Origin of the sequence: Amycolatopsis sp. lyj-90 (genome assembly GCF_046549035.1) — a bacterium.
Lineage (GTDB): Bacteria > Actinomycetota > Actinomycetes > Mycobacteriales > Pseudonocardiaceae > Amycolatopsis.
The window spans coordinates 41527-53491 of the sequence record NZ_JAJPWP010000005.1 but is presented as its reverse complement, the minus strand read 5'-3'; the positions used below and the strand labels follow the sequence as shown (position 1 = coordinate 53491).

Sequence of the window (11965 nt, the reverse complement as noted above, 5' to 3'; positions counted from 1 at the left end):
CCCAGGCGCCTGTGTCACCCTGGTTGCGCCCCCAAGCTCTTGATCAGGACGGTCATCCCCGATGTCCAAGCTCATGTCTGTGCACCACCTGGCACTCACCGTGACCGACGTGGACCGGAGCGTGCCCTGGTACGCCCGTGTGCTCGAACTCGAGGAGTTCACGCGTCGCGAAGACCCCGAAACGGGTCTGCGGAAGGTCGTGTTGCGCTCGCCGAGCGAGGGTTTCGCGGTGGTGCTCGTCGAACATCAGGACACCGAGCGGCCGCGGTTCGACGAACGGCGGACCGGTCTGGACCACGTGGCGTTCAAGGTCTCGTCGCGGTCGGAACTGGCCGAGTGGGAAGCGCGGCTCTCGGAGTACGGCGTCGTCTACACGCCGTCGAAGGGATCGCGAACCCTGGAAGGCTCGTCGGTCATCGTGTTCCGTGACCCCGATGGCATCCAGCTGGAGATCTGGGCGGACGCTTAGGCCGTGTCCGGCGAGTCTTGTTCGCGGTCTTCGCGCCCAGGCGGTCCCTGGATCACGAAGCCCATCGAACAGACCCACCGGACACGGCCTAAGTGGTCGCGCGGTCCTCGACCTCGTCCGCCGGACGCCGCATCTCCTGGCGATAGCGGATCACGCCGTAGGCCGTGCCCACCACGAAGAACGCGACGCTGATCCACAGGGCGGCCGTCTTCACCCACGGCAGCTGGTCCAGCAGACCGGCACCGTAGTAGCCGAGCAGCACCAGCGTCGGCACCCAGAGCAGTCCGCCGAGCGCCGTCGCGAGGGCGAACCGGCGCGGATCCATCCGCGCGGTCCCGGCGATGAGCGGCGCCAGCGTGCGGATCCACGGGATCCAGCGCGCGGCGACGATGGCGAAGAAGCCCCTGCGATCGAGGAAGTTCCTGGCGCGGTCGAGGTTGTGCCGGTTCAGCACCTTGCCGCCGCGCCGGGCGATCAGTTTCGTGCCCGTCGTCCGGCCGATGTAGTAGCCCACCTGGTTGCCGAGGATCGCGACGAGCAGCGCGGCCGCCGAGAGCAGCCACGCGTTCAGGTCGGAGCCGTGCTGCGCGAGGACGACCCCGGCCGCGAACAGCAGGGAGTCGCCGGGCAGGAACAGCCCGATGATCAGCGCGCACTCCACGAAGATGAAGCTCAGCACGATCACCCAGACGAGCACCGGCCCGGCGGTGTCGAGCCAGCTCACGCCGATGCCCGCGGCCTCGGTGTACACCTCACTCACGACGCGAGCCTACGTGTACTCGGCGAACCCCACGCGGCCGAACCGTGGAATCGGGGTGTCCGAAAGTTCCGGTCACGCGCCCCACGGACGCTATGAAAGGCCCGTTACTTGCAAAATTTGCAAGTAACGGGCCTTTCATAGCGTTGGCCCTAGTGCTCGACGAGCTCGTCGAGCGCCTGGTCGTAGCTCAACCGGACGTCGTGTTCGGCCTGGTCACCGCCCAGCAGCTCCACCCGGCTGGTGGCGGGCGGGTAGCCGCTGGCGATCACCGTGTACGTCCCGGCGGGCAGGTCGCTGATCGTGTAGTTGCCCTCCGCGTCGGTCCTCGCCACGGCGGCGACGCCGCCCGAGGAGTCGAGCACGGTGATCCGTGCGTCCGGCACGATCCGCTCCCCGTCGGTGCGGGCGACCCCGCTCAGCAGGATCGTGCTGACCAGTTCGACGTCGTGGCGCAGCACGCCGGCGCCGGTGGCGGTCAGCGTCGCCGCGACCGGCCGGAACCAGCGGCCGCTGGCGACGATCGTGTAGCGCCCGCCCACGATCCCGGCGAAGGAGTAGACGCCGTTCTCGTTCGTGTGGGTCCTGGCCACCTGATTGCCGTTGTGGTCGATCAGGGTCAGCGCCGCCCCCGCGACGTTCGTCGCGTCGTCCCGGCGGACGTGCCCGCTGATCTGCGCGGATCCTGCCCGGTAGACACCGTTGCCGTTCCCGTTGGTCATCGCGTGCTTGCCGGGTTCGGGAGTCACCGGAGCGGTGACGACCGTCTTCTCGGAAGCCGTTTCGACCGGTGCGGGCTCCTCTTCTTCGAGGAGGGCTTCGCCGCCTTCGAGGGCCGACGCCGCCGAAGGAGCCGAGCCGCCGAGCAGCGGGATCTCCTTCATGAACATCAGCACCAGCGTCGCCAGCAGCGCGACCGCGCCCGCCACGTAGAACACCGTGGTGATCGACTCGGTGAAGCCGATCAGCACCGGGGTCTTGATGGCCTCGGGCAGGCTCGCGATACCGCTCGTGTTCGACTGGATGTCGCCCAGCGCCGCAGCGCCTTCCCCGGTCGGCGCGTTGCCGCCGAACGCCTTGGTGATGTTGCCCGGCAGGACGTTGAACAGGATCGTCAGGAACACCGCGACACCCGCGGTACCACCGATCTGCCGGAAGAACGTCGCCGAAGCGGTCGAGACGCCCATGTCGCTGCGCGGGCCCGCGTTCTGCACCGCGATGATCAGCGTCTGCATGCAGGCACCGAGGCCGAGACCGATGATCGCGGCCGCGACCAGCGGGTGCCACAGCGCGCTGTTGTACTCGACCTGCGCGAAGAAGAACGCGCCCGCCGCGATCAGCAGCGTGCCGACCACCGGGAACACCTTGTAGCGGCCGGTCTTGCTGGTGATCTGGCCCGAGACGATCGAACCGCTCATGATGCCCGCCATCAGCGGGATCATCAGCAGACCCGACTCGGTCGGCGAGAACTCCTGAACCACCTGCATGTACTGCGGGATCATCATGATCGCGCCGAACATCGCCACACCGACGATGACGCCGCCGATGATCGCGACCGTGAAGGTCGAGTTCTTGAACAGCCGCAGCGGGATCAGCGCCGCGTCCTTCATCAGCTTCTCGATGAAGATGAAGGCGACCACGCCGATGGCGCCGATGACGTAGCAGATGATCGCGTTCTGCGAGCCCCAGCCCCACTTGTTGCCCTGCTCGGCGACGATCAGGAACGGCACCACGGCGACGACGAGCGCGAGCCCGCCCCACCAGTCGATCTTGTGGTCGTGGCGCTGGTGCGGCACGTTGAGCACCTTGGCGACGACGAACAGCGCGACGATCGCGATCGGCACGTTGATCAGGAAGACCCAGCGCCAGCCGGCGATGTCGTAGCCGAAGACGCTGCCGAGCTTGTCGAAGTCGGCGAAGAACCCGCCGAGCACCGGGCCGAGCACGGTGGAGATACCGAACACGGCGAGGAAGTAACCCTGGTAGCGGGCGCGTTCCCGCGGCGGCACGATGTCGCCCATGATCGTCATCGCCAGCGACATCAGACCACCGGCGCCGAGGCCCTGGATCGCGCGGAACGCGGCCAGCTCGTACATCGACGTCGCGAACGCCGAGGCGATCGAACCGATCAGGAAGATCGAGATCGCCGCGATGTAGAACGGCTTGCGCCCGTAGATGTCGGACAGCTTGCCGTAGATCGGCGTGACGATGGTCGAGGTGATCAGGTAGGCCGTGGTGATCCAGGCCTGCAGGTCGAACCCGTTGAGGTCGTTCGCGATGCGGACGATCGAGGTGCCCACGATCGTCTGGTCGAGCGCCGCCAGGAACATGCCCGACATCAGGCCGATCAGGATCGTGACGATCTGACGGTGGCTGAGCCGGGGCCCGTCCTCCTCGACGGCTGGTGGACTTTCTACGGTGGAACTCATTGTTCAGGCCCCCTTGGCCTTCGACGCCGACGCGGGGTCGGCGAACTGTGGAGATGTTTTTTCGATGTCGTCGTTCAGCCGGTGGAACAGCGAGTTGAGGGTTTCCCGGTCGTCGTCGGACCAGTCGCCGAGGACCTCGGCGAGCCACTGATTCCGTTGCTTGCGGTTCTCCTCGAACACCCGGAGCCCTTCGGCGGTCGGTGCGAGCAGGCAGGCGCGGCCGTCTTCGGGGTCGGCCAGGCGCTCGACCAGCCCGTGCTGGACGAGAGAGCTCGACTGCCTGCTGATGGTCGAGATCTCGGAGTGCAGGAACTCGGCGAGTTTGCTGGTCCGCTGGGGCCCGACGTGGATGAGGCAGAAGAGGATCGCGTACGCGGCCCGCTCGATGCCGTCCGGCCCCTGCTTGGACACCTGGGACTTGGCCCGGTTGACCAGGCGGACGAGCCGCACGAGCTCGTGCCCGAGGGTGTCGGCCAGATCGAGGTCGGACTTCGACCTGGTGCCGGGTGTCGTGGGTGTCATGGTGGTCTCTCTCGCCGGTTGCTTGGTCACTGCAACTAGTTGCCTAGAGCAAGGATGTTCCTCTCAAGGGTGCTTCGCAAGGAGAAAGTGACCGGGTGTGTCGGACAACACTTTAGTTGCCGCATGCAAGCACATTTATTCGTGCATGTTTGTCCGGTTCGCCCGTCTTGGGGTGCTGAGCAGGTGTTTTGTCGCCAGGGGAACAAGCCGGACCGGTCGCGCTTTGATGAAGTCATGACCGACTCCGCGCTTCTCGCGATCCTCGCCGGCCACAACCTCGGCACCCTCGCCACCATCAAACGGGACGGCAGGCCGCAGCTCTCGACCGTCAATTACCTCTACGACGCGGACGCCGGCGCGATCCTGATCTCGATCACCGCGCCGCGCGCCAAGACCAGGAACCTCCAGCGCGACCCGCGGGCGACGTTCCATGTCGCGACCGAGAGCGGCGGCAGCTACGTCGTCGTCGAGGGTCCGGCCGTGCTCACGCCGACCGCCGCTTCGCGCGACGACGCGACCGTCGACGCGCTGGTGGATCACTACCGGCGGGCTCGGGGCGAGCATCCGGACTGGGACGAGTTCCGGGACGCCATGGTCGCCGACCAGCGGGTCCTGCTCACCATCCCGATCGAGCGCGTCTACGGCCTCGACCGCAACTAGAGGACTAAACGCGAGGGGATCAGCGCTGGATGCGGGCCTTGATCTCGTCGATCCGGTCGAGGAGGGGGCTCGGGTCGTCCCGGCCGAGTGCCGCCCGCAGATAGAGGCCGTCGCCGACCAGGATGACCAGTTCGGCGGTCAGCGGGTCGTCGACGTGCTCGCTGATCAGGTCGTGGACCCGCTGGTTGTAGACCTGCACGACCTCGGAGACCCGCGGCTCGTTGAGCATGATCCGGATCGTCGCCATGGTCGTGCGATGCAGCGGCTTGCGCTGGGTGACGTCGGTGATCGCGGTGCGCAGGTACCACGAAACGACACCTTCGGGTGCGTTTCGTGCCCGCTCGAGGTCTTCCTCCGACAAGAGGGCGAGGCGCTCCATCAGGCCGTCGACCAGGGCTTCCTTCGAGCCGAAGTGGTAGAGCAAGCCGCCCTTCGACACTCCGGCGTGCGCGGCGACGGCTTCCAAGGTGATGCCGCCGGGGCCCTGCTCGATGAGGATCTCTTCGTACGAGTCGAGGATGCGTTCCTTCGCCGTGGGCTTCGCCATATCAGTTGACTATACCGTCCGGACGGTTTACCTTCGAACCCAGGCGGTAACTGTACCGTCCAGACGGTTTACCTAATTGAGGAGAGTGCGCCATGGCGGGGCGCAAGCAGTGGTGGGCGTTGGCGGTACTGGTGCTTCCGGTGCTGCTGATCAGCGTGGACATGACGGTGCTCGGGTTCGCGCTGCCGTTCCTGTCCGAGGATCTGGCGCCGACCGGTGCTGAGCAGTTGTGGATCGTCGACATCTACTCGTTCATGCTGGCGGGCCTGCTGGTCCTGATGGGCACGCTCGGCGACCGCATCGGGCGCCGCAAGCTGCTGCTCATGGGTGCCGCGGCGTTCGGCGCCGCGTCGGTGCTCGCGGCCTTCTCGACCAGCGCGTTCATGCTGATCATCGCCCGGGCGCTGCTCGGGGTCGGCGGCGCGACGCTGATGCCGTCGACGCTGTCGCTGATCCGCAGCATCTTCCTCGACCCTAAACAGCGCCGGACCGCGATCGCGGTGTGGAGTGCCGGGTTCTCCGGCGGCATGGCGCTCGGACCGGTGCTCGGCGGCTGGCTGCTGGAGCACTTCTGGTGGGGTTCGGTGTTCCTCATCAACGTCCCGGTGATGCTGGTGCTGCTGGTCGTCGGACCGTTCGTGCTGCCGGAGGCGCGTGACCCGAAGCCGGGCCGCTTCGACCCGTTGTCGGCGCTGCTGTCCCTGGCCGCGATGCTGCCGGTGGTCTACGGCATCAAGCTGGTCGCCGAACACGGCTTCACCCTCAAGGCCGCGATCAGCATCCTGATCGGTCTCGCGCTCGGTGTGCTGTTCGTCCGCAGGCAGAACCGCCTCGACGAGCCGATGCTCGACCTGAAGCTGTTCTCGAACCGGGCCTTCAGCGGATCCGTCGTGACGAACATGCTCGGCGTGTTCGCCATGGTCGGCCTGTTGTTCCTGGTGCCGCAGTACCTGCAGCTGGTGCTCGGGCTGACCCCGGTCGTCGCCGCGCTGTGGATGCTCCCGGCGACGGTCGCCGGGATCGCCGGCGCGCTTCTCGCGGCTTGGCTCGCGAAGCGGATCCGGGTCTCCGTGCTGGTCAGTGTCGGTCTCCTGGTCGCCGCTGTCGGCTTCCTGGCGTTGACGCAGGTCTCGTCCGGCGGCGGGCTCGCGTACGTCGTGGTGTCGTTCACGCTGCTCGGGGGCGGTGTCGCCCTGTCGGAGACGCTGACGAACGACCTGGTCATCTCGGCCGCACCGGCCGAACGGGCCGGGGCCGCGTCGGCGATTTCCGAGACCGGATTCGAGCTGGGCGGCGCGCTGGGCACCGCGATCCTGGGTAGTGTCGCGACCGCGGTCTACCGCTCCGGCCTGCCGGAGGGCACGCCCGAGGCCGCTCGGGACACGCTCGGTGGCGCCGTCGCCACCGCGCAGCAGCTCGACCCCGCGCAGGGTCAGGCGCTACTGGCGTCGGCGCGTGAGGCCTTCACCCAGGGTGTGCACGTCACCGCATGGGCAGGCGTCGCCGTGCTCGTCTATACGGGTGTTCAAGCGTACATTCTGCTCAATCGGAAGAAAGATTCCGCAGTGCGGATCTAATGAGCCTACGATAAGGGTATGAGCAACGACGCCTTGGTCATCCGGCTCCGCGAGCATCTCGGCGAGGCCGCGGTACTCACCGACTACGACGTCACGGCCGCGTACTCGCGCGACATGATGCCGCTCGCCGCGTCGGGCAGGCCCCTCGCGGTGGTGCTGCCCGCCGACACGGCGGGAGTACAGGCCGTGGTCAAGGCCTGCGCGGAATTCGAGGTCCCGATCGTGCCCCGCGGCGCCGGCAGTGGTCTGTCCGGCGCCGCGAACGCGATCGACGGCTGTGTCGTGCTGGTGCTGACCAAACTCGACCAGGTCGTCGAGATCGACGAGGGCAACCGGCTCGCCGTCGTGCAGCCCGGTGTGGTGAACCTCGATTTCCGTACCGCGGTGGAGAAACACGGCCTGTTCTATCCGCCGGACCCCTCCAGCTACGACTGGTGCACCATCGGCGGCAACCTGTCGACCAACGCCGGTGGTCTGTGCTGTGTGAAGTACGGCGTCACCACGGATTCGGTACTGGGCCTGGAAGTCGTGCTCGCCGACGGGTCGCTGCTGAAGACCGGGCGCCGCACGGTGAAGGGTGTCGCGGGCTACGACCTCGCGCGGCTCTTCGTCGGCAGTGAGGGCACGCTCGGGGTGATCACGCAGGCGACGGTCGCGCTGAAACCGTTGCCGCAGCTGCCTTCCACGCTCGTCGCGGCCTTCAACAGCACGGAGGCCGCGGGCGAAGCCGTCGCGCGAGTCGTGCGCGAGGGGCTGGTGCCGTCACTGCTGGAGATCATGGACGCGACGTCCATCAAGGCCGCCGAGGCCTATCTCAAGACCGACCTCGGCACCAGCTCGGACTGCAAAGCCTTGCTGCTCGCGCAATCCGACTCCGGCGGCGAGGTCGCGCGGCGGGAACTCGCCGCCCTGGAACAGATCTGCGTCGACTGCGGCGCGGATCTGGCCTACGCCACCGAAGATCTCGAAGAGGGCAAGATGCTGCTGCAGGCGCGGCGGGTCGTGCTCACCGCACTGGAGCTGTACGGCGTCTGGCTGACCGACGACGTTTGCGTGCCGCGCACCCGGATCGCCGAGCTGATCGCGGGCTGCGAGCGGATCAGCGAAGAGGTCGGGCTGCGGATCGCCGTCGTGGGCCACGCCGGCGACGGCAACATGCACCCGACGATCGTCTACTCGCCGGACTCCGAGGAGGAGTTCGCCCGCGCGCGGACGGCGTTCGACGCGATTCTCGAGGTCGCCCTGTCGCTGGGCGGGACGGTCACCGGCGAGCACGGCATCGGCAGGATCAAGCGCGAGTGGCTGGCGAAGGAGATCGGCGAAGTCGGCCTTCGCGTGCATCGCCAGATCAAGCAGGCTCTCGACCCGGGGAACCTCTTCAACCCGGACTCGATGTTCTCCCTCTGAACGCTATGAAAGGCCCGTTACTTGCAAAATTTGCAAGTAACGGGCCTTTCATGGCACGTCGGAAGGGTCAGTCGCGCACGCGCGGGATCTGCTGCGTCGCGTCCATGTCCACGGCCGGAGCGGCGTCGGTGCCCGCGTGCTTCTTCTCGCGGCGCGCCTTCAGGTACTCGATCACGATCGGCACCACCGACACCAGCACGATCAGGATGAAGATCGCGTCGATGTTCTTCTCGATGAAGGCGACCCCGCCGAGCAGGTGGCCGAGCGCGGTGATCCCGGCGGCCCACAGGATGCCGCCGATGACGGTGTAGGTGAAGTACTTCTTCGGGTCCATCTTGCCGATGCCGGCGATCCAGGTGATGAACGTCCGCACGAACGGCACGAACCGCGCCAGCACGACCGCCTTCGGCCCGTGCTTCTCCAGGAAGGCGTGTGTCTGGTCGACGTACTTCTTGTTGAAGAACTTCGAATCCGGCTTGCGGAACAGCCAGGGGCCGATCTTCCAGCCGAGGCCGTAGCCGAGCATGTTGCCGATCAGGGCGGCGAGCGTGACCAGCACGCACACCAGCCAGAGCGGAGCCTTGATCGAGCCGTTGGCGATGAGCAGGCCCGCGGTGAACAGCAGGGAGTCGCCGGGCAGCACCGGGAAGACGCTGCTCTCGATGAAGATGATCAGGCAGAGCACGGTGATGACCGGGACGGTCAGCCCGCTCAACAGGATCTTCGGGTCCAGCCACTCGGGCAGGAGCCCCATCGTCGTCACGGTGTTCTGCGCCAGGATCACACCAAAACGGTACAGGGTGACGCAGAGTGCCTTAACCCGACGGGAGAGGGCGGCTCAGATCAGGGTGAGCAGCCCGATCACCGAACCGGCGGCCAGTCCCAGGAGCACGGCCAGCAGCAACACCCAATACGCGGGCAGCGGGGCACTGCCGGGCGAAGGTGCCGGAGGCGGTGTCGGACGTTCCGCCAGCCTGGCCGTTTCCGCGTTCTCCAGCGCGACGCGCTCCCGTTCGAGCGAGTCCGCGCTCGCACCGGAAAGCAGGCCGTACTGGAGAGGCAGCTCGTGCTCCCCCGGAGCGGACTCGACGGTGTCCGAGTCACCCGAATCACTCTGTGTGTCCGAATTGCTCTCGGTGTCTGGTTCGACCGGTTTCTCGGTGGAAGCCTCGGTGATCCGCTCCGCCGAAGGGGCGAAGACGGCTTGAGCGCGCAAGGCGTCGGCTAGGAGCTTCTCCGGGTCCTTGGGCTCGCTCATCCAGGCTCCCTTCGCTGCTACCCGTCGCTGACCGACACACCACCTTCGACCGCGCCGCTCAGCGGGGCCGTGGCGCTCAATGTAGCCGCAGCGTCGTCCTCGACCCACTCGCCCTGGCGCAGCACCTTGACCGGTCGCAGGTCGCGGTCCAGCACGACGACGTCGGCCGCGAGCCCGGGGCGCAGCGACCCGGTCCGGTCGGCGATGCCGAGCAGTTCGGCCGGCCGGCCGGAGGTCGCGCGGACGGCGTCGAGCAGGTCGATGCCCGCACCGCGGACCAGGTTGCGGAAGGCCGCGTCCATGGTCAGCGTGCTGCCCGCCAGTGAACCGTTCCCGGCCAGCGTGGCGACACCGTCGCGGACGTCGACCTCGAGGCGGCCGAGGATGTAGCTGCCGTCGGCGGCGTCGGTGGCCGACATGGCGTCGGTGATGAGCACCGTCCGGCCCTTGCCCGCGTGGTGCGCGGCGAGCCGCAGCACCGTCGGGTGCACGTGGACGAGGTCGCAGATCAGCTCGACGGTGATCCGCTCGTCGTCGAGCAGGGCGCCGATCGGGCCCGGCTCGCGATGGTGGAGGGGCCGCATGGCGTTGAAGAGGTGGGTCGCGACGGAGGCGCCCGCGTCGATCGCGGGGATGATCTGGTCTTCCACGCCGTCGGTGTGCCCGATGGCGGCGATGACGCCCGATTCGGCCAGTTGCCGTACCGCTTTGACGCCACCGTGCAGTTCCGGGGCGAGCGTGACCATCCGGATGTCGCCGCGGCCCGCGCCGAGGAGCGCGTTCACCGTCGCCGTGTCCGGCTCGATCAGCGTCGCCGGGTCGTGTGCCCCGCACCGCGCTTTGGAGATGAAGGGTCCTTCAAGGTGAATCCCGGCAAGTTCACCCTCTTGGACCAGCTCTCGGAGGGCCGCGATCTGGTCCCTGAGCACCGGGATGGGATCCGAGACCAGACTGCCGAGCATGGTCGTGGTCCCGTGACGCCGGTGCGCGCGGACGGCGCGGAACAGCTCCTCGGGGTTTCCGCTGGAGAACGACCCGCCCCCGCCGCCATGGCAGTGGGTGTCGATGAAGCCGGGGATGACCAGGCCCCCGTCGACATGGACGCGGTCGATGTCCGGGGGTGTCCCGGAACCGACTTGGACGATCTTGCCGCCGGCGATAGCCAGCCAGCCGTCGTCGAGTACACGGTCCGGGGTCACTACCCGGCCGCCCACGATCACGAAATCTCCGGCGCCTCTCACGCCCCCCAGCATATATTGGTCTGGACCAAGCATGGCGGCACAACCCAGCGGTCGAGATTAAAGCCGGGTGTCAGTTCGGCGACTGCATCGCTTTCTGCAGTGCCTCCAGCGCCCGGCTGGCGGTTGACTTCACGGTACCTTTCGAAATACCGGCGGCCTCGGAAATCTCGGCCTCACTCAGCCCACCGTAGTAACGGAGCACCAGAACTTCACGCTGGCGGGGCGGCAGTTTGGACAAAGCGCTCACAACGGCCTGATGTTCACTCGACAGCATGGCGAGGCTTTCGGCCGAACGCGCGTTGACGGCGTGCGGCGCGACGTACTCGCGAGCGGTCTTGCGGCGGCGCAGCACACTGCGTGATCCGTTGACCACCGCGGTGCGCAGGTAGCCGACGGCCGCGGCGGCGTCCCGCAGCTTTCCCCAGTTGCGGTGGAGCCCGGTGAACGCCTCCTGGACGACGTCCTCGGCCGTGGCCGGTTCGTCCACGAGCAGGATGGCCAGCCGGACGAGCCGCATCCGGTGCTGGCGATAGAGATCCTCAAGGGTCAGCGGCGCCGCCGGCGGCGGTGGCGTGACCGGTCCGTCCATGGTGCGCAGATGGCCGAGGGTCACCTCGACACTGCGTTCCGCGTTGCCCTCGAGCATGTACCCCTACCTGTTCATTTACCCCTTTGAAGCACAACCTGTGCGTGGCGCCCGATCAGCGTATCGGGTGGGGCGAGACTCCCGCCTGATCGGATCCTGAGAACGTGGGCGGGGGTCGGATAGCGTCTACCACCGACCCGTTGAAGCGATCTTGGAGACGTCGATGGCCTGGTTCCTGGTGGAGATCCGGTACGTGCAGGAAAAGCTGGAGGACGTGCGGCCCCGGCACCGGAAATTCCTCTCCGACCTCGCCGAACAGGGCGTCGTCGCGCTCGGCGGCCCGCTGGGCGACGGCTCGGGCGGCATCTCGCTCTACCAGGCGGCCGACGAGGCGGCGCTGACCGAGATCATCGATCAGGATCCGTACCACCTCGAAGGTGTCGTCGCCCAGCGAACCGTGCGCGAGTTCAAGCCGGTGATCGGCGCCTGGCTGCCGCAAGAAGCCTGACAGC

Annotated in this window: 13 protein-coding genes; 5 read left to right on the top strand and 8 right to left on the bottom strand. The window is 67.4% G+C overall.

Annotated features, from left to right (window positions below):
- Positions 1-61 precede the first annotated feature (61 nt).
- Complete coding sequence (locus tag ACLJPX_RS19495; RefSeq protein WP_101611356.1) at positions 62-469, top strand: VOC family protein; 408 nt, start codon at positions 62-64, stop codon at positions 467-469.
- A gap of 88 nt (positions 470-557) precedes the next feature.
- Here ACLJPX_RS19495 and ACLJPX_RS19490 read toward each other — a convergent pair whose 3' ends face one another.
- From ACLJPX_RS19490 to ACLJPX_RS19480, 3 genes are all read right to left on the bottom strand, one after another.
- Positions 558-1229 carry a DedA family protein gene (locus ACLJPX_RS19490; protein WP_101611355.1) on the bottom strand — a complete coding sequence of 224 codons (672 nt, stop codon included), beginning with the start codon at positions 1227-1229 and terminating at the stop codon, positions 558-560.
- A 149-nt stretch (positions 1230-1378) separates the two neighbouring features.
- On the bottom strand, positions 1379-3655 hold the full coding sequence (locus tag ACLJPX_RS19485; RefSeq protein ID WP_410601372.1) for an MFS transporter: 2277 nt from the start codon (positions 3653-3655) through the stop codon (positions 1379-1381).
- Positions 3656-3658: 3 nt separating this feature from the next.
- Positions 3659-4177, bottom strand: a complete 519-nt coding sequence (locus ACLJPX_RS19480; RefSeq protein ID WP_101611353.1) for a MarR family winged helix-turn-helix transcriptional regulator — start codon at positions 4175-4177, stop codon at positions 3659-3661.
- A 234-nt stretch (positions 4178-4411) separates the two neighbouring features.
- Between ACLJPX_RS19480 and ACLJPX_RS19475 the strand changes: the two genes are divergently transcribed.
- The gene (locus ACLJPX_RS19475; protein ID WP_101611352.1) at positions 4412-4837 is read left to right on the top strand and encodes a PPOX class F420-dependent oxidoreductase; all 426 of its coding nucleotides are present in this window, start codon (positions 4412-4414) and stop codon (positions 4835-4837) included.
- Positions 4838-4856: 19 nt separating this feature from the next.
- Here the strand turns inward: ACLJPX_RS19475 and ACLJPX_RS19470 are convergent, their stop codons facing one another.
- Positions 4857-5384, bottom strand: a complete 528-nt coding sequence (locus tag ACLJPX_RS19470; RefSeq protein ID WP_410601371.1) for a TetR/AcrR family transcriptional regulator — start codon at positions 5382-5384, stop codon at positions 4857-4859.
- Between the two features lie 92 nt (positions 5385-5476).
- Here ACLJPX_RS19470 and ACLJPX_RS19465 point away from each other — a divergent pair, with 92 nt between their 5' ends.
- Together ACLJPX_RS19465 and ACLJPX_RS19460 are read left to right on the top strand one after the other, a co-directional pair.
- Positions 5477-6961, top strand: a complete 1485-nt coding sequence (locus tag ACLJPX_RS19465) for an MFS transporter (RefSeq protein WP_410601370.1) — start codon at positions 5477-5479, stop codon at positions 6959-6961.
- 18 nt (positions 6962-6979) lie between these two features.
- Positions 6980-8368 carry an FAD-binding oxidoreductase gene (locus ACLJPX_RS19460; protein ID WP_410601369.1) on the top strand — a complete coding sequence of 463 codons (1389 nt, stop codon included), beginning with the start codon at positions 6980-6982 and terminating at the stop codon, positions 8366-8368.
- A gap of 67 nt (positions 8369-8435) precedes the next feature.
- On the opposite strand, the gene ACLJPX_RS19455 is transcribed toward ACLJPX_RS19460, so the two are convergent.
- From ACLJPX_RS19455 to ACLJPX_RS19440, 4 genes are all read right to left on the bottom strand, one after another.
- On the bottom strand, positions 8436-9152 hold the full coding sequence (locus ACLJPX_RS19455; protein ID WP_101611348.1) for a DedA family protein: 717 nt from the start codon (positions 9150-9152) through the stop codon (positions 8436-8438).
- Between the two features lie 54 nt (positions 9153-9206).
- On the bottom strand, positions 9207-9626 hold the full coding sequence (locus tag ACLJPX_RS19450) for a hypothetical protein (protein ID WP_410601368.1): 420 nt from the start codon (positions 9624-9626) through the stop codon (positions 9207-9209).
- A 17-nt stretch (positions 9627-9643) separates the two neighbouring features.
- Entirely contained in the window at positions 9644-10846 is a 1203-nt protein-coding gene (gene nagA, locus ACLJPX_RS19445; RefSeq protein ID WP_410601902.1) for an N-acetylglucosamine-6-phosphate deacetylase, read from the bottom strand.
- A 91-nt stretch (positions 10847-10937) separates the two neighbouring features.
- A complete protein-coding gene (locus tag ACLJPX_RS19440; RefSeq protein ID WP_101611345.1) occupies positions 10938-11513 on the bottom strand; it encodes a SigE family RNA polymerase sigma factor in 576 nt (191 codons plus the stop codon).
- A 163-nt stretch (positions 11514-11676) separates the two neighbouring features.
- Between ACLJPX_RS19440 and ACLJPX_RS19435 the strand changes: the two genes are divergently transcribed.
- Positions 11677-11961 carry a YciI family protein gene (locus ACLJPX_RS19435; protein ID WP_410601367.1) on the top strand — a complete coding sequence of 95 codons (285 nt, stop codon included), beginning with the start codon at positions 11677-11679 and terminating at the stop codon, positions 11959-11961.
- Positions 11962-11965: the final 4 nt, after the last annotated feature.